Consider the following 23,755-nt stretch of genomic DNA (forward strand, 5'->3'; position numbering starts at 1 on the left):
CACGATCCGGTTCGTGTTCTGCGCCCTGCTGCTGGCCTCACCGGCCATGGCGCAGATGAGTACGGCTCCGCTCGATTGCGGCGCCGGCCCCGGCGGGGCCACCGACTGCGCCAGCGCAGGTCCGGCCAGCCCCGGCAACACCAGCGGCACCGAACTGGGTGCGGGCAACCCGATCAACGTCGTCACCGGCAACAAGTACCAGCGCGAGACCGACCTGCCCGCGCTACCTGGCCCGCTAGGGCTGGAGATCGTGCGCCACTACAACAGCAGCATTCGTGGCCTCGGGCAGATCGGCTACGGCTGGCGGCTGTCCTACGAGACCGATCTGTACGCCATCGGCGACACCGTGCAGATCCTCACTGCCGACGGCAGGCGTCTGATCTTCCAGCGCACCCCGCAGGAGCCCGCCGAGTGCGCCGGCAGCAACCCGGCCGACGGGCGTATCGCCATCCGGCGCAGCGCCGATGGCCGCGAGCACTACCGCTGGATCTGGCCTGGCGGACGGGAGCTGGACTTCAATCCGGACGGGCGGCTGGTCAGTATCGCCGAACCCAACGGCCCCCTGCTGACCCTGACCCGCGGCCCGCGCGGCGAACTGCTGCAAGTCAGCGACCCGCAAGGGCGTAGCCTGCTCATGCACTACGGTCCCGCGCAGGGAGACGGCTTCAAGGGCATCGTCGCCATCGACAGCCCGGTGGGCCGCTTCGAGTACGTGCACGAAACCGAAGGAGCGGGCATCAGCAACCTGCTGCAGGTCCGGTACCCGAACGGGCTGGGCGCGCGGCACTACCACTACGAAACAGAACGGCAGGCCGGCCACCCGCACGCGCTGACCGGCATCAGCCAGGAGATGCTCGACGGTGAGCGCACGCGCCTGCAGCGGCTGTCCACCTGGGGCTACGACGAGCAGGGGCGGGCCGTCGTCTCGGTGCGGGGCGAGCCGCGGCGGCTGGATGCAGATGGGCAGCCCGTGGCGGGCACCGGGGTCGAACAGGTGGAGCTGAGCTTCGTCCGACCGAGCCTGCCCGACGGAGAGCCTGGCGAGACCGTGCTCACCAACAGCCTCGGCCAGCTCACCCGCTACCGGCATGCGCAGATCGGCGGGCAGTACCGGCTGCTCGAAGCGCGCGGGGCGGGCTGCGCCGGCTGCGGCGAGACCGACGTGCGCTATGGCTACGACCGGCACGGCAGTCTGGTGGAGCAGACCAAGCTCGATCGCAACGGCCAGCCGCTGTGGAGCCTGCACTGGGAATACGACTCCCTTGGCCGGATCGTGCGCCACTCCCGGCAGGACTGGCAAGCCGGCCGGGTCCTGGCGACCCGGCTGCTGGAGCGGCGCGAATACGAAGGCCCGCGCGACGCCCCCAGCCTCGTCGCGCGGCCCAGCGTCGTGCCGGGGCGGGAACATCAGCTGCGCATCGACTACAACGAGCGCGGCCAACCGCTGCGCGTGCACGAGACCGGCTACAGCCCGTTGACCACGGCCGGCGACGTGGCCGCCAATGCAGACCAAGCCACCCGCATCGACCGCAGCACCACCTACGCTTACCGCACCATCCTGGGCCGCAGCCTGTTGGCCGAAATCGATGGCCCCTTGCCCAACGGGCCGAAAAATGGCCCGGAAGACTCCGACATCACCCGCTACGAATGGGATGCGCGCGGCAACTTCATCGTGGTACTCGAGCAAGCGGGCGGGCGGCGAACCGCGCTGCAGTATCACCCGGATACCGGACTGCCACAGCGCGTCGTCAACGACGAGGGCGTCGAGGCCACCTTTGCCTACAACCTGCGCGCTCAGCTTGTGAGCGTGCGCAGCCACGGCCCGGGCGGGTCACCGCCACGCGAACAGCAGATCCGCCACGACGCGCTCGGCCGCCCGGTCGAAGGCGAACACCCCGGAGTGCCCGGCGCCAACTGGCGCCAGGCCTGGGACGAGCACGGTCGCTTGCAGTGGCGCGCCTCCGCCCTGGGCGTGTTGAACACCTACGCCTACGACACCGAAGGCCGGCTGATCGAGCAGGGCCGGCACAGCGCCAGCTTCGAGCAAACCCTGCGGCGCCGCTACGACGAGTCGGGTCGGCTCGCGCACGTCCGGGACAACGCGGGGCGCAGCCTGCAATGGCACTACGACGCGCAGGGCCGGCTCGAACGCATGGTTGATGCACTGGGCTTTGGATACCCCGCGCCAGCCGACCCGACGGCTCGCCCGGCCGAAACCGATCCGGCCGGCAGAATTCTGGCGCTGCGCGACGACTTCGGTCGCACGGTGCTCACGCAGAGCCCGGACAGCGGCACGGTCCTGCGCCAGTTCGACGCCGCTAACCGCCTCGTGGCGATGCGCGACGCGGGCGGCAACCACGCCCGCTACGACTACGACGCACAAGGCCGCATCCTGCGCCAGACGGTCACCGACGCCCGCAGCGGCAACGACGAGGTGACCGTCTGGCGCTACTCGGGCCGGCACTTGGTTGAGCTCGTCCACCCCACCCAAAGCGAACGCTACGAATACGATGCGCGCGGCTATCGCCGCGCGCGCATCGTCCGCCTCCCCACCGAGCAGGGCGAGCTGACCGCCGTCACCCGCTACGAACATGACGAGGCCGGCCGGCTCGTCGCCACCACCTTGCCCGACGGCAGCCGGCTGCGTTACCAGCGCAACGGCCAGGGCCAGGTCGTCGCGCTCACGCGCAATCCGGTGCGCACCGCCTGGCTGCGCTGGCTGGGCCGCGAGCAGACCATCGCCCGCGGCTTCGAACGCGACCTGATTGGGCTGCGCGGCTACACCACCGGCAACGGCATCGAGACCCACTACCAGCGCAGCCGCAACGGCGCGCTGGCGCGGGTAGTGCATCGGCACCGCAAGGTGGAGCAGGCGCAGATGGCCCGCCACGGGTCTGCGCCCCTGCGGCTCGGCTACGGCCCGCAGGAGGCGGCCGAACGCCTGCTGGGCATTGCCCCCGCCCGGGCGCAGACGCCGCCGGCCTCGAAGGCCTCGCGGCTGCCCGGAGCGCTTGGGCTGCCGAACGACCCGTCGGCGCTGATTGATCACCGCTACCTATGGGATGTCCGAGGCAACCTGCTGCACAGCCGCCAGCTCGCCGCCGACGCACAGCCGGCCTGGCGCAGCCACGCCTATGACGGACACGACCGCCTGCTCGCCTCGGTCGAGTGGCAGGTCCACGGCAACACCCTCGCCGAACAGGGCGTCTGGCGCTACGCCTACGACCGCTCGCAACGCCGCGTGCTCGACCAGCAGGGCGTCGCCTCGCAAGCCGAGCTCTACGCCGGCACCCGGCGCAGCGCCTTCGTGCCCGACAGTCATCGGCGCATCGATGGACCCGCCAGCCGCTACAGCGCCAGCGGCCAGCCCGAGCAACTGGGTCACCGCGAATACCACTGGGACGCGCGGGGCCGGCTCGTCGAGGCGCGCGAGCACGGTACGACGCTGGTGCGCTACAGCTACGACCACCGCGGCTTGCGCAACCGTAAGACCCTGCTCTCCTCGCCCCCCGTTCGTCCCGAGCCTGCCGAAGGGCGAACCATCCACTACCTCTACGACGACGCCCGCCAACCGCTGGCCGAGCTCGACGGCGCGGGGCGGATCCTACGCCAGTACGTCTGGCTCGCCGACCTGCCCTTGGCCGTCCTCGACACGCCCGAAGGCAGCGCGCCGGCATCGGCCGGACAAGGCGCCGCCGAGCGCATCGTCGGCGACCTGCGGCGCATTGCGCAGAGCTGGCTCGCCGGCCTCGACGGCATCGCCTGGCTGCACGCCAACCATCTCGGCGCCCCCGAGCTCGCGACCGGTGCCCAAGGCCAGGTGCTGTGGCGCGCACACTACGCGCCCTTCGGTGCGGCATCGGTCACCGGCCGCGAGAGCTTCGCCCTCCACCTGCGCCTGCCCGGCCAGTACTTCGACCCTGAAACAGGTCTGCACTACAACCGCGCCCGCTACTACGACCCGCAAGCCGGCCAGTACCTTAGTCCGGACCCGCTCGGCACCCCCGACGGGCCCAACCCCTATGCCTACGTTGCCTTCAACCCGCTGCGCTACATCGATCCGGACGGGCTCATCCTCTTCGCCTTCGACGGCACGGACAACTCTCGTGACAGGCGCGAACTGGAGCGCCTCGGTGGCTCGAGGACCAACGTGGTACGGTTCGCGGATCTTTATGAGGTCGGTGGCGCCGTGAACTACGTGTCCGGCGTGGGCACGCGCCACTTCGAGGATGGAAACACCAACTACCTGGGCGATGAGTATCAGGACATCCTACCGAACGGCCTCGGCCCCATCCCAGATCGTGGCGGCAATTTCACCGGGCGCGCGCGCATCGAGCGCATGTGGAGCTACTTCATCGACGCGGCCGAGGCCCATCCCGACGATGAGACCATGGACATCGACATCGTCGGCTTCAGCCGCGGCGCGGCGCAGGCCCGGGAGTTCGCCAACCGGCTGGTGGCCGCCAGCGTCATCTACGATGGGGTGCGCTACATCCGGTACTCGGCGCTCGACGGCGTCACGCGCCAGGAGGTCACGCGCTGCCAGCCGGTCAACCTGCGCTTCATGGGCCTGTTCGACACCGTCCTGAGCACCGACCTGCCGTGGGGGGCAACCTATCGTCTGGCGATACCGGCGGAGTTCGCCCATGTGGTGCATGCCGTGGCGCTTAACGAGTACCGCAGCCAGCCTTATTCCTCCGACGTGTTCGGCTACCCGTTCAATGCGGCCTTCTGGAATGCGACCCGTCGCAATCTGCCCGACGACTTGCACCAGGGCGGCTTCCCTTTGGAATCCATCGGCGCGAGCAGCCACGAGCTCGGCCAGGTGCGCATCGAGCGCGGCTTCATCGGCGCGCATGCCGATATCGGTGGCGGCTACGACGAGGGTGAAAACCAGTTGTCCTTCGTGGCGCTGAACTGGATGGTCGAGCAGGCGCAGAAGGCGGGGGTGAACATGAACGCTTCCGGCCTGGACTCGATCCCGGTTTCCAACCCCATCCTCCACGACCAGAGCAACGCCTTGCGCATCGGGGACCCGCGCGAGACCCCGCCGGTCTCACGTGCAGTCCAGCAGGGAGACATGACGTTTATCGAAACGGAGCTCCTGCGCGCCGAAGACCGCGAAGTCCGAGGCGCAGTCGCCGGCACCACCCAGCGTGACATGGGATTTACCGACTTCGGCCCCGATGACCGCAGCCTGACCACCGGCGAGACGCACGACTTCATCGCCTATACCGAGCGCCCCGTGACGGGCAACCCGAATGACACCTGGGACGCGCTGACCGGCAACCAAACGGGACGGGTAAACATCGCTGCATACATGGACTGGCTGTGCGAACACGGTTATTTCGAGCGAGGTTCGGCACAGTGCGCATCTGGAGGAGCACCATGACAAGGAAATCGTCATCCCTGCCGCAGTCCCCATCGCGCCGCACGCTGCTGGCACTGAGCGCTGCCTTTCTGGCCGGCTGCCGGGGCAGCGCCCCCCGGCGCGTGCAGGCTCCACGCCAGCCTCTGAGCGCGGAGGACGAGGCGCTCAAGCGCAAGTTCCGCGGGCTCGAGGGCGGGCAGTTGCGGGTCGACTCGTTGTTTGTTGTTCATGGACTGAACATCTTTGACGAGAACGGGCGGCTTTTCTTCAGACGCGCGGGCATGAGTCCCCCCCGAGGCAGATTCATCGGTAGCTATGGTGCGGAATTCGGGGTGCCGAAGTTCTTGCGGGTGGAGTGGCGGGACAAGATCGAGATGGAGCCGGACGGCGCGCTCAAACGAGGTTTGCCAGGCGATGCCTTCTACGGTGGCACCATCCTGGGTGACTACACGATCCCCGTCGCCTCGCGCATTCCCGACGCCCTGCTCGAGGAAAAACGGCGGAACGGCGGCGGGTTCCGGCTGAAGATCCGCATCCATCCCGACGGGCCGCTCATCGGCTGGGACCTGGAGCGCGCTCCGGGCTCGGCACCCGACGGCTCGAAGTTCCATCACGCGGGCGGGGACTTCCAGGAAGCCTTCATCTACAACGGCAAGGCACTGCGCAAGGGCTGGTTCATCCACCCCAGGACCGGTGAGCGTATCGAGACCGATTTCTGAACGCCGGAACTGCTGAATGAAGGCGCACGCCAATACGCTGCAGTACATCAGCCGGCTGCCGCGCGACCTCGAGCAACTGGGCGAGGGCACGGCGCTCGACCCGCGGACGCTGGGCAACGTCACCGGCACGGTGGACATGCAGGCCTACGTACAGTGGTTGCGCGACAACGGATACGGACTGTAAGGAGAACCGCACATGATGAGGCGACGCATCCTATTCGCCACTGCCGCAAGCGTGCTGCTCGCCGGCTGCCGCGGCGCACCGCCGGCGCCCGCACAGCCGCTCACCCCCGAGCAGGCGCGCTACCTGGAGAGCCGCGAACGTATGCTGAAGAAGTTCGGCCGCCCGGGCTTCGAGCTCGTGGTCGATGCGATGGAAGGGCAGGAGTTTCTCGGCGTCGAGTTCTTTCCCGAGCATGCGAAATACCCGTTCCTCCAAAGGGGGGGCAACGCCTGCAAACGCGGGGCAAGATGGTGCTCTCGCAGCCGGTGCCCGAACGGGTGCGCATTGTGTGGCGGGACTCCAGCGAGTTCGTACCCGACGGGCGGGCGCTCTACGCCGGCAACATCATCGGCGACGAGCTCCTCGAAGTCGGCTCGCGCATTCCGCAGGATCTGATCGACGAGCTCAAGCGCGATCCGCGCGGCAGCCTGCGCCTGAAGTTCCGCATGAGCGAACAGGGCACGCTGTTCGGCTGGGATATCGAGCGGCGGCCGGGGCTCCACAGCGACGAGGCCAGGAAGGCTCGCGCGCAGGGCAAGGACCTCTATTACCCGCCCGCCCATAGCCACACCGGGGGCGATTTCAAGGAAGCCCGGCCTGCCTACTACGTCTGGGACGGGCACGGTTTCACGGAGCTGCCGCGGGCGCTGCCGACACCCTTGAGTGTGGCAGACCAGGCATTGCTCGACCAGTACGACCTGACACTGGTCGGCAAGGAGGGATGGATCAGGACTGTTCCTCCCACACCTTCGAACTACCGCAGAGTCTGGGAAAAAGGTTGGTACATCGACAGGCGCACCGGACTGAAGATCGAGACGGACTACTGAAGCAGCGGTTTTCCAATGGATGCCCCACCGATTCGAGGAAGCGATCATGACATCATCTGAACACCACGCGAGGCGGCAGGCCCGATGCTCGCTCACACGGGTATGTTCGAGCATGCGCCGGACCGCCTCGCTCTTGCGTTACGGGGCTAGCGGTTTACCCCGAAACCGACCTTGAGCGCTTCGATGTCCAGGTGCGCTTCGGCCAGCAGGCGCTTGAGCCGGTCGTTCTAGACTTTCAACTCCTTCAGCCACCAGGCGTCCTCCGCATCCATGCCGCCGTACTTCACCCGCAATGCGTAGAAACTTGTCGGGCAAGAACCCGTGCTGGCGCGCCAGCTCCGACACGGCCATGCCGGCCTAGACCGGCTTGAGGAACCCGATGATCTGCTCGATGGTGAGTCGACTCTCTTCATGTCCGTTCTCTTCATGGTTGACGGACTTTAAAGCTTCACGTGGTACGGCTCAGTGGGGGCAGGTCAGATGGAAAGACTGTTGAGAATATTCGTCACGACATTGACCTCATTTGTGAGCCTCTTTCTTTCCTTTTCCTCATTCTCAGCTGCTTACGAGCAGACTCTTGACAGTGGCAATTATCATTTGGAGCGCTGGGAGATGCCATTGGTGCGGTTGATTGTTAAGGATGCTAAATCGCATCAGAACGATAATGGCATAGCGCTGATTGAGGTGGATCTGATCGAGATTATCCGAAAGGGGGAAATGCAGCTAGGGAAAGGTCCAATAAGAGCTCAGTGGCGAACATATCGCGAGGCGTCGCCTCTTACTGCAGATTCGTGGGGAGGGGGTGAATCGGTTGGTGAGGAGCTATTCGACAGCTTAATGAATGTGAGTTTAATCTGTTTTGTGGGCTCGGCTTCAGGAAATATTATTTTGTATGCAGATGCATGTTTTGTTGATGGTCCTGATAATAAGGAAATTGCTGTGAAATTCTCCAAAAGAAAGCCGATTGGAGAATACTTGTATGATTACGCATGGTTATGCGTTCTGTTATTTCCGCTAATCGGATTTATCTTGATTTTTGCTCTTCCAAAAATCGGTATGGTCGTTTCTGCTTCGTCGTTTCCGGCGGGAGTTTACATTCTTTCAGAGGGGAAAGCGTACGATGCAATCATCGTTTACCCAGCTCTCATTCTCGCGGGAATTGTAACGGCCTTAGGCTTTGCCCGGTTGCTCCATCAGATGGTCAAGGAGGAACGGAAGGATAAGGCCGTTGCCAGTCAGGACGAAGCATCGAGCTCAGATTGACCTCCTCCTAGCATCTTATGTGTGCTGATACGGTATCTCCGGGAATTGTTATGGGCTGCAAGACCTCAATCGTCGTAACGTTCTTGCGACTGTCTTGTTATCGGTTATTGCGCCCACCGCATTAGCAGAAATTCTCAGAGGGCCGAGCGCAGCACGTCATGGACTGCGAAGTCGTGAGGTCTGGATCGGGGCAAGATCTCTGGCAGGGGCCAGAATAGGACGGGCCGACGGCGACATTCAGGTCGTGTTTTTCGTCGATCTCAATTGTCCCGCCTGCGTCCAGTTGTGGCGATGGTTCGACATGCCAGCACGTCGCCAGTGGGCGACGTTGTGGGTGCCGGTGAGTCATATGCATCATTCCAGCACGGGACGCGGCATCGCGCTGTTACGCTCGGCACAGCCTAGGGCCGCTCTCCAGGAGAACTACGGTGAGGGCTTCGACCGGTCTACACGTACTGGCGGACTTGCAGTTGCTGAAGACGAGACGCTGGCCGAACTGTCCGCGATCCGCGTCAATACACACTTCTGGCGCACCTCTCTTTTCGAAGCCACTCCCATCACACTCTACCGCCGGCGTAATGGAACCTATTGGCAACTGCTGGGCCAGTTGCCCGAGCCGCAGATGGGTGCAGCCTTCTCGGAGCTCGGTTCGGCAGTCTTACCCGTCTTCAAAGCGCCGCGCTGAGACTTGGTCCGTCCCTGTCAGGGGAATACCGTATCAGCACATCCGGCTCAGTCTCCCAAGCGTTCCGGCACGATCCTCGGCGTCAGCGCCATACCCTTGGCGGTACGGCGGTGACGCAGGGTTTCGCGCTGGGTGGGCTTGAGTTCGATGGTGATGGGTTTGCCGCCGCGGCCGGTGCCGTGGATGCGCAGCGGGGCGTCGTCCGCAGGCAGGGCGACGGCAGTGAGCGCTTCGCGGTCTTCCAGCTTCATGACGATGACGCCGCGGCCGCCGGCCTGCACCTTCATCTCACTGCGGGCAAAGATGAGGATGCGGCCGTTGGCGGATACCGCGGCGATCCACTGGCCGTTGGCGGCTGCCGGTTCCAGGACCTTCTCGCCTTTCTCCAGGGTCATGAAGGCCTTGCCGGCGCGCTGGCGGCTGGTGGCGTCGGCGAGCGTGCAGATGAAGCCGTAGCCGCCGGAGTTGGCAAACATCCAGGTCGAATCCGGGCGGGCGGAGAGCACCTGGGCGAGCTTGCCGCCGTCCTGGAAATCCACCAGCGTGGTGATCGGAGTGCCGTCGCCGCGACCGCCGGGCAGGTCGGAGACCTTCACGGTGTAGGCGCGGCCGTTGGTGTCGATGACGACCAGCGGCCAGGTGGTGCGGGTTTCGATCTGCGCGAAGGCGAAGTCGCCGGCCTTGTAGCTGATTGCCGCCGGGTCGATGCCGTGGCCCTGGCGGGCGCGCACCCAGCCGTTCTTGGAGACGATCACGGTCACCGGCTCGTCGGCCACGCTGATTTCGGCAGCGGCCACCGGGGCGACGGTTTCGATCAGGGTGCGGCGGGCGTCGCCGTACTTCTTGGCGTCTTCGGTGATCTCGCGCAGGATCAGCCTGGTCATCGCGCCGCGGCTGTCGAGCAGTTGCTGCAGGCCTTCGCGCTCTTCCTTCAGCTCGGCGAGTTCCTTCTCGATCTTGAAGCCTTCGAGGCGGGCGAGCTGGCGCAGGCGGATTTCTAGGATGTCCTCGGCCTGGATGTCGGTGAGGCCGAAGGCACTGATCAGCGCCGGCTTGGGCTCGTCGGATTCGCGGATGACGCGGATCACTTCCTCGATGTGGAGGAAGGCGATCATGCGTCCTTCGAGGATGTGGATGCGCCGGTCGACTTCGCTCAGGCGATGGCGGGTGCGGCGCTCGACGGTGACGTAGCGGAAGTCGATCCACTCGCGCAGGATCTGCACCAGGTTCTTCTGCTGCGGACGGCCGTCGCGGCCGATCATGGTGAGGTTCACCGAGGTGCTGCTCTCCAGCCCGGTGTGGGCGAGCAGCACGGCCATGAACTCGTCGCGGTCGATGCGGCTGGAGCGCGGCTCCAGCACGATGCGCACCGGCTCGGCCTCGGACGACTCGTCGCGCACCGTCTCCAGCACGCCCAGCACCAGCTGCTTGAGCTGCTTCTGTTCCTGGCTGACGTCCTTCTTGCCGGCGCGCGGCTGCGGGTTGGTGAGTGCTTCGATCTCGGCCAGCACGTTGGCGGTGGATACGCCGTGCGGCAGCTCATGGACGATCACCCGCCACTGGCCGCGGGCGAGCTCCTCGATGCGCCAGCGCGCGCGCAGGCGCAGGCTGCCGCGCCCGCCGGCATAGGCGTCGCGGATGGCTTCGGGCGAGGAGATCAGCTGCCCGCCGCCGGGGAAGTCCGGCCCCGGGAGCAGCGGCAGGATGTCGTCCAGCCCGGCTTCCGGGTGGCGGATCAGGTGGCAGGTGGCCTCGGCCACTTCGCGCAGGTTGTGCGGCGGGATCTCGGTAGCCATGCCCACCGCGATGCCCGAGGCGCCGTTGAGCAGCACGAAGGGCAGGCGCGCGGGGAGCAGTTTGGGCTCCTGGAAGGCGCCGTCGTAGTTGGGGGCGAAGTCCACCGTGTCGCGGTCGATTTCGGCCAGCAGCAGCTCGGCGATCGGAGTCAGGCGGCATTCGGTGTAGCGCATCGCCGCGGCCGAGTCGCCGTCGCGCGAGCCGAAGTTGCCCTGGCCGTCGACCAGCGGGTAGCGCAGCGAAAAGTCCTGCGCCACGCGCACCATGGCGTCGTACACGCTGGAGTCGCCGTGCGGGTGGTACTTGCCGATCACGTCGCCGACCACGCGCGCGCTCTTCACGTGCTTGGCGCCGGCGGCGAGGCGCATCTCGTTCATCGCGAAGAGGATGCGGCGCTGCACCGGCTTCATGCCGTCTTCCACCTGCGGCAGGGCGCGCGACTTGACCACGCTCATCGCGTAGGCGAGGTAGGCGCGCTCGGCGTAGCGGTCGAGCGGCAGGCTGCCGTCACCGTTGCCGTTGTTCTCGGCAGGCGGGGCGGGGGGCGCGGGCGGGACCGCTGCCGCGGCGTCCGGGAAGTCGAAGAGGTCGGGCGTATCGGTGTCTGTGCTCATGATGCGGCAATGTAGGGGGCCGGAAGCTCGTGCAGCTGCGGGTCCGCCCAGTTTTCGAGGGCGAGTCCGGCGACGCGGTCGAACTCGCGGAGGTTGTTGGTGACCAGGGTGCAGCCCAGCGTCAGGGCGTGCGCGGCGATCTGGGTGTCTAGGGGGCCGATCGGCGTGCCGGCGGCTTCCAGCGCGCAGCGCAGTTCGGCGTAGCGCCACATGGCGCGCTCGTCGAAGGCGGCGACCTCCAGCGGCAGGAGGAAGGTCTCCAGCGCGGCGCGGTTGCGCGCCGAGCCGCTCTTGGCCACGCCGTAGGCCAGTTCCCCGGCGGTGATCGCCGAGATGCCGATGTCGCCGACCGGGTGCTGCTCGAAATGCAGCCTCACGTGCGCCGGACGCTGGTTGATGAGATAGATGCAGATGTTGGTATCCAGCATGAATCTCACGGCAGCAGATCCTCGCGCTCTTGCTGCGCCGGCTGCTGGCGCTCGAGGACGAAGCCGGGCTCGAACTGCTCGAGCGCGCCGAACAGGGTGCCCCAGCCGCGCCGGGGCAGCAGCACCACCGCGTCGCCGACACGCTTGATGAATACCTCGTCGCCTTCGAAGCGGTATTCCTTGGGCAGCCGCACGGCCTGGCTGCGGCCATTGACGAAGAGCTTGGCGGTTTCCATGGGGGCTCCGGAAGGTGATGGATATCGTTAGTATATACCGTGTCGCAGCCGATGCCTGCGGGCGTCGGCGAGGTTCAGATATCCGCCTCCACGGAGTCGCCGTTCTCTTCCATCCAGGCGCGTCGCCCCGACGCTTCGCCCTTGCCCATCAGCAGGGTGAACATGCGCAGGGTGTCTTCCAGCGCCTCGGGGCGCACCGCCACCGGCAGCACGCGGCGGGTGGCCGGGTCCATGGTGGTCTCGCGCAGCTGGTCGGGGTTCATCTCGCCCAGGCCCTTGAAGCGGCCGACCTCGATGGCCTCGGCGCGGAAGCCTTCCTGCACCATGCGGTCGCGGATCGCGGTGAGTTCGCCTTCGTCGAGCGCGTACAGGCGGCGCGCCGGGCGCTTCTTGCCCTGGGCGGGCACGTCGATGCGGTAGAGCGGCGGCTGGGCGACGTAGATGTGGCCGCGCTCGATGAGCTTGGGGAAGTGGCGGAAGAACAGCGTCAGCAGCAGGGTCTGGATGTGGGCGCCGTCCACGTCGGCGTCCGACATGATGATGATCTTGCCGTAGCGCAGGCCGGAGAGGTCCGGCTCGCTGTCGGCGCGGTGCGCGTCCACCCCCAGGGCCACCGCGATGTCATGGATCTCGGCGTTGGCCAGCAGGCGGTCGGGGTCGATCTCCCAGGCGTTCTGCACCTTGCCGCGTAGCGGCAGGATGGCCTGGGTTTCCTTGTTGCGCGCCATCTTGGCCGAGCCGCCGGCGGAGTCGCCCTCGACCAGGAAGAGCTCGTTGCGCTCAATGTCCTCGGATTCGCAGTCGGACAGCTTGCCCGGCAGCACCGCGACGCCGGAGCTCTTCTTGCGCTCGACCTTCTGCGCGCTCTTCTGCCGCGCCTGGGCTTGGCGGATGGAGAGTTCCGCGATCGCCTTGCCGGCTTCCACGTGGTTGTTGAGCCAGATCTCGAAGGGGTCGCGGATCTGCCCGGAGACCAGCTTCACCGCCTCGCGCGAATTGAGCTTTTCCTTCACCTGGCCCTGGAACTGCGGGTCGAGCAGGCGTGCGGAGAGCACGAAGCTCATCCGCCCGCACACGTCTTCCTGCTGCAGCTTGATGCCGCGCGGCAAGAGCGCATGGTGCTCGATGAAGGACTTGACCGCCTCGAACACCCCGGCGCGCAGGCCGGATTCGTGGGTGCCGCCGGCCACCGTGGGGATCAGGTTCACATAGGATTCGCTCGGCACTGCGGTCTCGAACCAGGCCACCGCCCAGGCCGCGCCTTCGCCCTTGGCGAAGTTGGCGTCGTCCGCGCCGGCATAGCCTTCGGCGGTGTAGACCGGGGCCACCGGCTCCAGGTCGCCGGCCAGCTCCTTCATGTAGCCGGCCAGGCCTTCCGGGTAGCTCCAGCGCTTGGTGAGCACGGGGCCGGCGGGCTGCTCGATGTCGAGTTGCACGGCGACGCCGGGCAGCAGCACGGCTTTCGAGCGCAGCAAACGCTCGATCTCGCCGAGCGGGATCTTGGGGCTGTCGAAGTACTTCGGGTCCGGCCACACCTGCACCCGGGTGCCGCTCTGGCGGCCGCAGTCGCCGACCGTCTGCAGGGCGCCGATGCGCTCGCCGCCGTCGGCGAAATCGATGCGGTACTGCTTGCCTTCGCGCTTGACCTCGAGCTCGATGCGGGTCGACAGCGCGTTGGTCACCGCCACGCCCACGCCGTGCAGGCCGCCGGAGAAGGCGTAGGCGCTGTTGCCCTCGCGCTTGTTGAACTTGCCGCCGGCGTGTAGCCGGGTGTAGGCCAGCACCACCACCGGCACGCCTTCCTCCGGGTGCAGGCCGACCGGGATGCCGCGGCCGTCGTCGGCCACCGAGACCGAGCCGTCCAGGTGCAGGGTGACGTGGATCTTCTTCGCAAAGCCGGCCAGCGCCTCGTCGGCGGCGTTGTCGATGACTTCCTGGATGATGTGCGCCGGGCTGTCGGTGCGGGTATACATGCCGGGGCGCTCGCGCACCGGTTCCAGCCCCTTCAGCACGCGGAAGGAGGATTCGTCGTATTGCTGCTGCTTGCCAGTCATCGCGGACCCGTCGGTGTAGGACGGGCGCAAGGATAAGGCGGGAGCGGGGGGAAGGGAAAGGGGAGAGCGGAAAGCTCAGGGCGACCGCACGAATGCCGGTATCGTCCCCATCGTTCCATAGGAGCGGCCTTGGCCGCGATTGCGGCGTCCGTCGTCCCGCGGGCCTCATCGCGGCCAAGGCCGCTCCTAGCGGGGCTGCGACGCAAGGGGGATCAGGCGCTGCCCAGGATGCGTCCGCCGCCGGTGGTGCGGGCGTGGCCGTCGGCGTCGTAGAGCTGCGGCCGGTCGGCCGCGGCCAGCAGGATGGACAGTGCCCCCTGGTTGTGCTGCATGCGCTCGATGACCAGCTTGCCGTTCAGGCTGTTGCGCTCGCGCGCTTCGGCTGCGAGGCGCAGCACTTCGTCCCACTGGGCGAGGGTGTCGGGCATGTCGGCGCACAGGCTGCGGATCGCCTCGCCGGAGTTGGCCAGGCCGAGCCGGCCGAGCAGCATGGCGCGGGCGTCGTGCAGGCGCTGCAGGGTGTGGTAGAGCTCGGTCTTCTCGTTGGTGAGCGCCAGCAGCGCATCGGTGTCGCCCGCGACCAGCAGGCTCTCCTCGCGGCCGAGCAGGGTGATGAAGGTACGCAGTTGCGTGACCTCCATGCCGATCAGCTGGGCAAACTGCAGGCGTTCGGTCTGGTTCACGAGTGTCCGGGGTTCTCGTTCAGCATCTGGCGGACGCTGTCGATCAGGCCGTCGGCGATGCGGCCGGCGTCGATCTTGAAGCGTCCCTCGCTGATCGCCTGGCGGATCTCGTCGACCCGGGCGCGGTCGACGACCGGCGCATTGGCGATGGCAGTCTCGGCCTTCTGCAGGCTCGAGGACAGCGAGGACAGTTGCACTTTGTCTCCGCCGGCGGCTGGGGCCGGCCCGGTTCCCGCCTGCTGGCGGGGTTTCGTCTCGCCGGCCTGCGGGCCGCCGAGCGACTTGACGGCGCTATCGATCTTCACGGCATGACTCCCGATGGGTGTTGTCTGTAACGTATTTCGGCGCGACGAAGGAAAACTTTAGCGATTTTTACAGATATTTTTTTCGCGTGGCGAGCGTCGCATCAGAGACCGACCTCGACGACCCCTCCGTTGCGCGCGATCCCCGAGATCACCTGGCCGCTCGGCATGCGCACGCGCACCGTCTCGCCCTCGGTTGCGCCGTTCAGCGCGCGCCCTTCGCTGCTCACGTTGAAACCCGGGCCGCGGCTCACCACCTTGACGTTTTGCCCCTGGCGCACCGCCGGCGGCAGGCGCAGGTGGGTGGTGCGCAGCGGAGCACCGGCGCCCACCGCGATCCGCACATGATGGCCGACCGCCTGGGCCGGATCGGTGATCGTGGCCTCGGGCAGTGCGGCCAGGTCGCCCCGCTCGCGCTTCAGGTCGGCCAGGCCGACGATCTGTCCGGGGCGCAGCGGACGGGCCACCACCACGTAGTCGGTCAGCACCTCGACCCGGGCCGGCAGGTAGATGGTCCATTCGACCGGCGACTCACAGCGCACGCCCACGTTGGTCTGTCCCCAGGCACGCGCGCCGGCCGGGAAGAAGGGCACCAGCTCCGCACAGGCCGGCAGCTGGTTGAGCGGGTCCATCCGCCCCACGGTCACGCTGACTTCGCCCGGCAGCCCGGCCGCTTCGGCCGCGAGAAAGGCTCGCGCTGCTTCGTGCACCGGCTCGGGCGCCTGCTGGGCGGCAGCCGGCAGGACGAGCGTGAAGATGGCCAGCAGGCCGCTTGCGATACGGGTGACTGTAGACATTCCTTTCATGCGCCGATTGCACCACGCCCATCGGCGCAGCGGCAAGTCCACCGGGGGCGGCAAGGCTTGCCGCCCTGGACGGACGAGATTGCCGGCAGCAGCGGACAAGCGGACAAATTGGCCGGTATTTACCGGTCTTATCCACCCAAGGTGCTTGCCTGCACGCCACTAATATCGCTGGCATGGAAGGTGCAATGGAGTCGATGCCGATGCCTTTGCACCGTTTACGGCAGCCGGTACGAATACATGAGGTGATGCCATGAGAAACCTGCTCGACAACAGCCTGCGAGTGCACCAGGCGGCGCTCAATACCCAGGCCTACCGCCAACAGTTGCTGGCGTCGAACATCGCCAATGCCGACACCCCCAACTACAAAGCGCGCGACATCGATTTCCGCAGCACGCTGCAGGGCGTGCTAGGTAGCCGCGTCGGCCCGCTCGCGCTGGCGACCACCGCCGGCGGCCACATGGGTGTGGCGCAGTCGAATCCGCTGGAGCGCTTCGCCCAGTACCGCCAGGAGATCCAGTCCTCGGTCGATGGCAACACGGTGAACATGGATGTCGAGCGTGCGGCCTTTGCCGAGAACTCCATCCACTACGAAGCCAGCGTCACCTTCATCAATGGCCTGCTGAGCGGAATGCAGCGCGCGATCTCGGGCCAGTAAGGACAAGGGGAGCCGGATCATGAGCATGCTCAATGTCTTCAATATCGCGGGTTCGGCGCTCAACGCGCAGTCGGTGCGCCTGAACACCACCGCCTCCAACCTGGCCAACGCCGACAGCGTGGTCGGCGAGGACGGCCAGCCCTATCGTGCCAAGCAGGTGGTGTTCGCCGCCCGCCCGGTGCAGGGGGCCGGCAAGGACGCAGTCGGCGTGCAGGTCACCCAGGTGGTCGACAGCGCCGCGCCGATGCGCATGGTGTACGAGCCGAACAACCCGGCCGCCAACGCCGAGGGCTACGTGGAGATGCCCAATGTGAACGTGGTGGAGGAGATGGTGAACATGATCTCCGCCTCCCGCTCCTACCAGAACAATGCGGAAGTGATGAGCACCGCGCGGACCCTGCTGCAGCGCACGCTGCAGATTGGCGCGCAGTGAGCACGGTTCTTGCTGTGATGGCCTTGACCCAATCGGCAATGCCGTCCGGAGATTGAAATGAGCGTGGTAAGCGAAACCAAGAACGTCCTGTCCAGCCTGGCGCGCAACGAGTCGGCAGAGACCAAGGAAACCGAGGACATGCAGGGGCGCTTCCTCACCCTGCTGACCACCCAGCTGCGCAACCAGGATCCGATGAATCCGATGGAGAACGCCGAGGTCACCTCGCAGCTGGCGCAGATGAGCACGGTGGATGGCATCGAGCGGCTCAACCAGATGTTCCAGCAGTTCGTGTCCTCGCAGGAGTCCTCCGAGGCCATGCAGGCGGCGGCCCTGGTGGGGCGCGGCGTGCTGGTCGAGGGCAAGGGCCTGATCCTCACCGAGGCGGGTGCCGTGGGCGGTTTCGTGCTCGATACGCCGGCCGACAAGGTGGTGCTGACCATCCGCGACGCCAACGGGCTGGAGGTCGGCCAGATGGAGTTGGAGGACGTGGAGGCCGGCAGCCACAACTTCGTCTGGGACGGTGTGGCCATCGACGGCCAGCAGGCCGCCACCGGCCGCTACACGGTAGCCGTGGAAGCGACCCTGGGAGACGAGAAGGTGAGCGCCAAGACGCTGGAGTTCGGCCAGGTCACCGGCGTCATTCGCGGACCCAAGAGCACCGACCTGCAGGTCGGCTCGCTCGGCATCTTCCAGTTCGACGACATCAAGCAGATTCTCTGATCCGGAGCAAAGATCATGGCATTCCAACAAGGTTTGAGCGGCCTGGCCTCTTCGTCCAAGGCCATCGACGTGGTCAGCAACAACATCGCCAACGCCAGCACCGTGGGCTTCAAGGGGGCGACCGCGCAGTTCGCCGACGTGTTCGCCTCCTCGCTGACCGGCGCGGTCGGCACCATCCAGATCGGTATCGGCAGCACCGTCAATGCGGTGCGCCAGGCCTTCACCCAAGGCAACCTGACCACCACCAACAATCCGCTGGACATGGCGATCAACGGCAACGGTTTCTTCCGCGTGCAACTGCGCGACGGCACGACCGCGCTGACCCGCAACGGCCAGTTCAACATCGACAACGAAGGCTACGTGGTCAACGCCACCGGCGAGCGCCTGATGGGTTACCAGGAAACCGATCCGGTCAGTGGCGACGTGAGCGCGCCGCTCAACCCGAGCAACGCCAACTACACCACGCTGTTCATTCCGCCCACCGGCATCCGGGCCCGTGCCACCGACAACGTCTCGGTGGGCCTGAACCTCAATGCCAAGGCGGACGTGATCGCCACCAGCCCGCCCGACATCAACGATACCGACAGCTACAGCTACACCACCTCGGTGCGGGTGTACGACAGCCTGGGTATCGACCATGCCCTGTCGTTCTACTTCGTCAAGAGCGCGGTGAATACCTGGGATGTCTATACCAGTCTCGACGGCGCGGCACCGACCAACCCGCCGCTCGGCACGCTGGAGTTCAACGAGGACGGCACGCTGAACCAGACCCTGGATTCCGGCGGCGCCCCGGTGGCGACCAATCTGCTGTCGGCGGATTTCGGCGACCTGGGCAACGGTTCGACCAACCCCTTCGTTGTGTCCGGCATCAGCTTCGCCCGCGCCACCCAGTCGGGCAGCAGCGGTTCGGTGGTGAAGGAGCTGTCGCAGGACGGCTATGCCGACGGTGAGATCGCCGGCCTGTCGATCAGCCAGAACGGCGTGATCCAGGGGCGCTACACCAACGGACAGACCAAGGATATCGGCATCGTCGGCCTGGCCACGGTGCGCAACCCGAACGGTCTGACCTCGCTGGGCAACAACCTGTGGCGCGATTCGCCGGAATCCGGCGAGCCGGTGCTCGGACCCGCGGGCGAGGGCCTGAACGGGGTCATCTCCGCCGGCCAGGTCGAGGATTCCAACGTCGATCTGACCCAGGAACTGGTGCAGCTCATCATCCAGCAGCGCAACTACCAGGCCAACGCCCAGTCGATCCGCACCCAGGACCAGATCCTGCAGACGCTGGTGAACCTCAGGTAATGAACTAGGACGACGGCGGGGGAGACCCCGCCGGCGCGCAGGAGCACATCATGGACCGCCTGATCTATACCGCGATGACCGGCGCCAAGCACACGCTTGGCCAGCAGGCTGCGGTGTCGAACAACCTGGCCAACATCAACTCCACCGGCTTCCGCGCGGAGTTGCACAAGCTGCGCTCGGTGGAAGTGCAGACCGACGCGCTGCGCAGTCGCGCCTTCGTGGTCGATGCCAGTGTCGCCTCCGATTTTGCCACCGGACCGATCGCCTTCACCGGGCGCCAGTACGACGCCGCCATCGAGGGCAAGGGCTGGTTCGCGGTGCAGACGCCAGACGGGACCGAGGCCTACACCCGCGACGGCAGCTTCGAGGTCAGCCCCAACGGCGTGCTGCAGACCCGCAGCGGCCTGCCGGTGATCGGCGATGGCGGACCGATCACCATTCCACCGGACAGCGAGATCGTCATCGGCAAGGACGGTTCGATCTCCGCGTTCACCCCCGGTCAGGGCAATGTGGTGAACGTCGTGGCCCAGCTCAAGCTGGTCAATCCGCCCGAACAGGATCTGGTGCGCGGTGACGACGGCCTGTTCCGCCAGCGCAACGGCCAGCAGGCCGCGGTGGATGAGACCGTGCAGGTGGCCGGCGGCTACCTGGAAGGCAGCAATGTGAACGTGGTCGACCAGCTGGTGCAGATGATTTCCCTGTCCCGCCAGTTCGAGATGCAGACCCGCATGCTGCAGACCGCGGAAGCCAACGACCAGGCCGCCGCACGGGTGATCGGCAACCGCTGACCGGCGGCAAACGGGGCGGCAAATAGCGCCGGAAATCTGCCGGTAATCGGCAAAATGATCGGGTGCTGCGGGCGATAAGCTGGAACCATCGGCAAAAGGGGCACTGGCACAGCACTTGCTCCTTGATTGTCAGACAGACTATCGCTCAGGAGCTCCAAAATGATCCGCTCCCTCTGGACCGCCCGTACCGGCCTCGACGCCCAGCAGACCCAGCTGGACGTCATCTCCAACAACCTCGCCAACGTCGCCACCAACGGCCACAAGCGCCAGCGTGCGGTGTTCGAGGATCTCCTCTACCAGACCATCCGCCAGCCCGGCGCGCAATCGACCCAGCAGACCCAGATCTCCTCCGGCCTGCAGATCGGTACCGGTGCGCGCGTGGTGGCCACCGAACGCATCTTTACCCAGGGCAGCCTGCAGCAGACCGGCAATTCGCTGGATCTGGCCATCCAGGGCAATGGCTTCTTCCAGGTGCAGATGCCCGACGGCACCACCGCCTACACCCGCGACGGCGCCTTCCAGCTCGACAACCAGGGCAACGTCGTCACTGCCAGCGGCTACCCGCTGGCCGACGCGATCAACATCCCGGCCGATGCACGCTCGATCACCATCGGCAAGGACGGTACGGTGTCCGTGCTGGTGGCCGGCGATGTCAATCCGGTGGAGGTCGGCGCCATCCAGGTGGCCTCCTTCGTCAATCCGGGCGGCCTGCAGAGCGCGGGCGAGAACCTGTTCTACGAGACCGCCTCCAGCGGCGTGGCCAACCTCAACGTACCGGGGAGCAACGGTTCCGGGGTGATCAACCAGGGTTACGTGGAAACCTCCAACGTGAACGTGGCCGAGGAGCTGGTGAGCATGATCGTCACCCAGCGCGCCTACGAACTGAACTCGCGCGCCATCCAGACCTCCGACCAGATGCTCGGCCGGCTGACCCAGCTGTAAGGAGCGGCGATCATGAAACTCAGCGCATCGCTTGCCGCCGCCGCACTGGCGCTGCTGTCCGGCTGTGCGTCGATCTACGGTACGCCGCCGACCGCGGTGCACCAGCCGATGAGCGCACGCCCGGAGATGTACGCGCGGAACGTGCCGGCCACCGGCTCCATCTACCAGAACGCGCAGGTCCGTCCGCTGTTCGAGGACCGGCGCGCGCGCAACATCGGCGACACCATCACCATCAACCTGGTCGAACGCACTACCGCGCAGAAGAGCGCCAACGCCACGGCCGGGCGCAGCTCGGGTCTGAGTGGCGGCATCACGGCCACCTCGCGGCTGCCGCTTGGCGGGCTCAACGGGCTGAGCGCCGAAGCCGGCGTGGAGTCGGATTTCTCCGGCTCCGGGGCGGCAGCGGCGAACAACGCCTTCAACGGCACGATCACCGTGACCGTGATCGACGTCTATCCCAATGGCAACATGCTGGTATCCGGCGAGAAGCAGATCGCCATCAACCAGGGCAACGAGTTCATCCGCTTCTCCGGGGTGATCAACCCCAATGCGGTGACCGCGGCCAACACCGTGCAATCGACCCAGGTGGCCGATGCGCGCATCGAGTACAAGGGCAGCGGTTTCATCGACGAGCACAACACCATGGGCTGGCTGCACCGCTTCTTCGTCGCCATCCTGCCGTTCTGAGCGTCTTGCCGACCTGCGGAGCTGAAACATCATGAAGGCAACCCTCGCACGTATCGCAAGCTTTGCCCTGGCGGCCTGCCTGCTGGCGGCCGGGCCGGCGCAGGCCGCGCCCGAACGCATCAAGGAACTGGCGTCGATCGCCGGCGTGCGCGACAACCAGCTGGTGGGCTACGGTCTGGTGGTGGGCCTGGACGGCAGCGGCGACCAGACCACGCAGACGCCCTTCACCGTGCAGAGCATCATCAACATGCTGAGCAACATGGGGGTCACCCTGCCGCCGGGTACCAACCTGCAGCTCAAGAACGTGGCTGCGGTCATGGTTACCGCCACGCTGCCGCCGTTCTCCCGCCCGGGCCAGCGCATCGACGTCACCGTGTCCTCGATCGGCAACGCCAAGAGCCTGCGCGGCGGCACCCTGGTGATGACCCCGCTCAAGGGGGCCGACGGGCAGATCTACGCCATCGCCCAGGGCAACATGCTGGTGGGCGGCGCGGGCGCGCAGGGTGGCGGAGCGTCGGTGACGATCAACCACCTGTCGGCCGGGCGCATCCCCGGCGGCGCCACGGTCGAACGCGCGGTGCCCACGATGCTGGGGCAGGGCGATCACGTGGTACTGGAACTCAACGACACCGACTTCGGCACCGCCCGCCGCGTGGTGGATGCGATCAACCTCGCCACCTCCGCGGGGACTGCCCAGGCGGTTGACGGGCGCACCATCCGCGTCCGTGCGCCGCTCGACCCCTCCGACCGGGTGGCCTTCCTCGGCCAGCTCGAAAATCTCACCGTGACTCCGGTGCAGCAGGCGGCCAAGGTCATCGTCAACTCGCGTACCGGCTCGGTGGTGATGAACCAGAAGGTGATGCTGCAGAACGTCGCGGTGGCGCATGGCAATCTCACCGTGAATGTCGTCACCGAGCAGCAGGCGAACCAGCCGCTGCCGTTCTCGCAAGGGCAGACGGTGATCACCGAGCGCGGCGAGGTGACCATCGAGCAGGTGCCTGGCAAACTGGTGAACGTGCAGGCCGGCAGCAACCTCGCCGACGTGGTCAAGGCGCTCAATGCGCTGGGCGCCACGCCGATGGACCTGGTCAGCATCCTGCAGGCGATGAAGTCCGCCGGTGCGCTGCGCGCGGATCTCGAGGTGATCTGATCATGGTCGGCAGCGGGCAGATCAACGTCCTCGATCCGAACTCGATGGCCAGCCTCAAGCGGCTGGCGCGCGAGGACAACTCGCCCGAGGCGCTGCGCGGGGCGGCCAAGCAGTTCGAGGGCATGTTCCTGCAGATGGTGCTCAAGTCGATGCGCGACGCCATGCCCACCGACAGCCTGTTCGGCACCGAGCAGAGCCGCATGTACCAGCAGCTGCTCGACCAGCAGATGGCGGTGAACCTCGCCCAGGGGCGGGGCGTCGGTCTGGCGGACGTGATCTACCGCCAGCTCGGCGGCAAGGACGAGGCCGCGGGTGGCAGCGCCATCGACGCGCTCGAGGCCGCCGGGGGCGGCGTGTTCCCGATCGATGCCCGCCGTAGCGGCGGCGCGGCGGACGTCGACCCGATCTTCACCCTGATCAATGCCCAGCGCCGGGCGGCAAGTCTTGCCGGTCGGGTGCCGCAGCGGGACGAAGCGGGCGTCGAAGCGGCAGCGCTTGCCGCCCGGCTGAGCGCCGCGATCGACGGTGCGCGCGACGCGCAGGGCAAGATCCCCGAGAGCGCGCGCGAGTTCGTCAGCGCGGTGTGGCCGCATGCGGTGCAGGCCAGCCGCAAGACCGGCATCCCGCCGCAGTTCATGGTGGCCCAGGCCGCCCTGGAAACCGGCTGGGGCGCCAAGATGCTGCGCCACGCGGACGGCACGCCCAGCTACAACCTGTTCAACATCAAGGCCGGCAGCGGCTGGAAGGGCGCCACGGTGGATCTGCCGGTGACCGAGTATGCCGCCGATGGCCGGACCTACAAGGAAAACGCCCGCTTCCGCTCCTACGGCTCCTACGCCGAGGCCTTCGCCGACTACGCGTCGCTGATGGCCGACAGCCCGCGCTACGCCGGGGTGCTCGGCCAGCGCGACGCCGCCGGCTTTGCCCGCGGGCTCCAGCAGGCGGGCTATGCCACCGATCCGATGTACGCCGACAAGCTCACCCGCATCATCGGCGGCAGCACCCTGCGTACTGCGCTGGCCGGCTGAACGCCACCGGCAAGAGTGAGCTGGCAAGGAACTTGCTGAGATAGG

Annotated in this window: 23 protein-coding genes and 1 pseudogene; 15 read left to right on the plus strand and 9 right to left on the minus strand. The window is 66.7% G+C overall.

What is annotated here, in order from left to right:
• Positions 1-13 precede the first annotated feature (13 nt).
• From IAI53_RS02240 to IAI53_RS02250, 3 genes are read left to right on the plus strand one after another with little or no spacing between them, the layout of a single operon-like run.
• Complete coding sequence (locus IAI53_RS02240) at positions 14-5,392, plus strand: RHS repeat-associated core domain-containing protein (protein ID WP_349771877.1); 5,379 nt, start codon at positions 14-16, stop codon at positions 5,390-5,392.
• Positions 5,389-6,090: a hypothetical protein gene (locus tag IAI53_RS02245; RefSeq protein WP_225433118.1), complete on the plus strand. Its 702-nt coding sequence runs from the start codon at positions 5,389-5,391 to the stop codon at positions 6,088-6,090. Before IAI53_RS02240 ends, IAI53_RS02245 begins: the two co-directional genes overlap by 4 nt.
• A gap of 16 nt (positions 6,091-6,106) precedes the next feature.
• Positions 6,107-6,274, plus strand: a complete 168-nt coding sequence (locus tag IAI53_RS02250; protein WP_187716528.1) for a hypothetical protein — start codon at positions 6,107-6,109, stop codon at positions 6,272-6,274.
• Positions 6,275-6,304: 30 nt separating this feature from the next.
• Here the strand turns inward: IAI53_RS02250 and IAI53_RS18540 are convergent, their stop codons facing one another.
• A complete protein-coding gene (locus tag IAI53_RS18540) occupies positions 6,305-6,508 on the minus strand; it encodes a hypothetical protein (protein ID WP_225433119.1) in 204 nt (67 codons plus the stop codon).
• Positions 6,509-6,561: 53 nt separating this feature from the next.
• Here IAI53_RS18540 and IAI53_RS18545 point away from each other — a divergent pair, with 53 nt between their 5' ends.
• A complete protein-coding gene (locus IAI53_RS18545) occupies positions 6,562-7,140 on the plus strand; it encodes a hypothetical protein (protein ID WP_225433121.1) in 579 nt (192 codons plus the stop codon).
• A 51-nt stretch (positions 7,141-7,191) separates the two neighbouring features.
• Here IAI53_RS18545 and IAI53_RS02260 read toward each other — a convergent pair.
• Positions 7,192-7,533 (minus strand): annotated as a pseudogene (locus IAI53_RS02260) (transposase); the annotation flags it as partial.
• Positions 7,534-7,620: 87 nt separating this feature from the next.
• Between IAI53_RS02260 and IAI53_RS02265 the strand changes: the two are divergent.
• A complete protein-coding gene (locus IAI53_RS02265; RefSeq protein ID WP_187716529.1) occupies positions 7,621-8,403 on the plus strand; it encodes a hypothetical protein in 783 nt (260 codons plus the stop codon).
• 244 nt (positions 8,404-8,647) lie between these two features.
• The gene (locus IAI53_RS02270) at positions 8,648-9,088 is read left to right on the plus strand and encodes a hypothetical protein (RefSeq protein ID WP_187716530.1); all 441 of its coding nucleotides are present in this window, start codon (positions 8,648-8,650) and stop codon (positions 9,086-9,088) included.
• Positions 9,089-9,135: 47 nt separating this feature from the next.
• On the opposite strand, the gene parC is transcribed toward IAI53_RS02270, so the two are convergent.
• The 7 genes from parC to flgA all read right to left on the minus strand — a co-directional run bounded on the left by parC (position 9,136) and on the right by flgA (position 15,999).
• Positions 9,136-11,499 (minus strand): DNA topoisomerase IV subunit A, encoded by a 2,364-nt coding sequence (gene parC / locus IAI53_RS02275; RefSeq protein ID WP_187716531.1) that lies wholly within the window; start codon positions 11,497-11,499, stop codon positions 9,136-9,138.
• Complete coding sequence (gene vapC / locus IAI53_RS02280; protein WP_222948214.1) at positions 11,496-11,927, minus strand: type II toxin-antitoxin system tRNA(fMet)-specific endonuclease VapC; 432 nt, start codon at positions 11,925-11,927, stop codon at positions 11,496-11,498. The genes parC and vapC overlap by 4 nt, the downstream gene beginning before the upstream one ends.
• Positions 11,928-11,932: 5 nt before the next feature.
• Entirely contained in the window at positions 11,933-12,163 is a 231-nt protein-coding gene (vapB, locus tag IAI53_RS02285; protein WP_187716533.1) for a type II toxin-antitoxin system antitoxin VapB, read from the minus strand.
• Positions 12,164-12,237: 74 nt separating this feature from the next.
• On the minus strand, positions 12,238-14,217 hold the full coding sequence (locus tag IAI53_RS02290; RefSeq protein ID WP_187716534.1) for a DNA topoisomerase IV subunit B: 1,980 nt from the start codon (positions 14,215-14,217) through the stop codon (positions 12,238-12,240).
• A 212-nt stretch (positions 14,218-14,429) separates the two neighbouring features.
• Positions 14,430-14,900 (minus strand): flagella synthesis protein FlgN, encoded by a 471-nt coding sequence (locus IAI53_RS02295; RefSeq protein WP_349771878.1) that lies wholly within the window; start codon positions 14,898-14,900, stop codon positions 14,430-14,432.
• A complete protein-coding gene (gene flgM / locus IAI53_RS02300) occupies positions 14,897-15,205 on the minus strand; it encodes a flagellar biosynthesis anti-sigma factor FlgM (protein WP_187716535.1) in 309 nt (102 codons plus the stop codon). The genes IAI53_RS02295 and flgM overlap by 4 nt, the downstream gene beginning before the upstream one ends.
• Positions 15,206-15,306: 101 nt before the next feature.
• Positions 15,307-15,999 (minus strand): flagellar basal body P-ring formation chaperone FlgA, encoded by a 693-nt coding sequence (gene flgA / locus IAI53_RS02305; protein WP_187716536.1) that lies wholly within the window; start codon positions 15,997-15,999, stop codon positions 15,307-15,309.
• A gap of 259 nt (positions 16,000-16,258) precedes the next feature.
• Here flgA and flgB point away from each other — a divergent pair, with 259 nt between their 5' ends.
• The 9 genes from flgB to flgJ all read left to right on the plus strand — a co-directional run bounded on the left by flgB (position 16,259) and on the right by flgJ (position 23,710).
• Complete coding sequence (gene flgB, locus IAI53_RS02310) at positions 16,259-16,663, plus strand: flagellar basal body rod protein FlgB (RefSeq protein ID WP_187716537.1); 405 nt, start codon at positions 16,259-16,261, stop codon at positions 16,661-16,663.
• 19 nt (positions 16,664-16,682) lie between these two features.
• Positions 16,683-17,096: a flagellar basal body rod protein FlgC gene (flgC, locus tag IAI53_RS02315; RefSeq protein WP_187716538.1), complete on the plus strand. Its 414-nt coding sequence runs from the start codon at positions 16,683-16,685 to the stop codon at positions 17,094-17,096.
• A 57-nt stretch (positions 17,097-17,153) separates the two neighbouring features.
• The gene (locus IAI53_RS02320; protein ID WP_187716539.1) at positions 17,154-17,816 is read left to right on the plus strand and encodes a flagellar hook assembly protein FlgD; all 663 of its coding nucleotides are present in this window, start codon (positions 17,154-17,156) and stop codon (positions 17,814-17,816) included.
• Positions 17,817-17,831: 15 nt separating this feature from the next.
• Complete coding sequence (gene flgE, locus IAI53_RS02325) at positions 17,832-19,115, plus strand: flagellar hook protein FlgE (protein ID WP_187716540.1); 1,284 nt, start codon at positions 17,832-17,834, stop codon at positions 19,113-19,115.
• A gap of 50 nt (positions 19,116-19,165) precedes the next feature.
• Entirely contained in the window at positions 19,166-19,903 is a 738-nt protein-coding gene (gene flgF, locus IAI53_RS02330) for a flagellar basal-body rod protein FlgF (protein ID WP_187716541.1), read from the plus strand.
• Positions 19,904-20,062: 159 nt separating this feature from the next.
• A complete protein-coding gene (gene flgG / locus IAI53_RS02335; RefSeq protein ID WP_187716542.1) occupies positions 20,063-20,845 on the plus strand; it encodes a flagellar basal-body rod protein FlgG in 783 nt (260 codons plus the stop codon).
• 12 nt (positions 20,846-20,857) lie between these two features.
• Positions 20,858-21,532 carry a flagellar basal body L-ring protein FlgH gene (locus IAI53_RS02340; RefSeq protein ID WP_187716543.1) on the plus strand — a complete coding sequence of 225 codons (675 nt, stop codon included), beginning with the start codon at positions 20,858-20,860 and terminating at the stop codon, positions 21,530-21,532.
• A gap of 31 nt (positions 21,533-21,563) precedes the next feature.
• Positions 21,564-22,682, plus strand: coding sequence for a flagellar basal body P-ring protein FlgI (locus tag IAI53_RS02345; RefSeq protein ID WP_187716544.1), 1,119 nt, complete (start codon positions 21,564-21,566; stop codon positions 22,680-22,682).
• A gap of 2 nt (positions 22,683-22,684) precedes the next feature.
• Positions 22,685-23,710, plus strand: a complete 1,026-nt coding sequence (gene flgJ, locus IAI53_RS02350) for a flagellar assembly peptidoglycan hydrolase FlgJ (RefSeq protein ID WP_187716545.1) — start codon at positions 22,685-22,687, stop codon at positions 23,708-23,710.
• Positions 23,711-23,755: the final 45 nt, after the last annotated feature.

It is taken from the genome of Thauera sedimentorum, assembly GCF_014489115.1.
Lineage (GTDB): Bacteria > Pseudomonadota > Gammaproteobacteria > Burkholderiales > Rhodocyclaceae > Pseudothauera > Pseudothauera sedimentorum.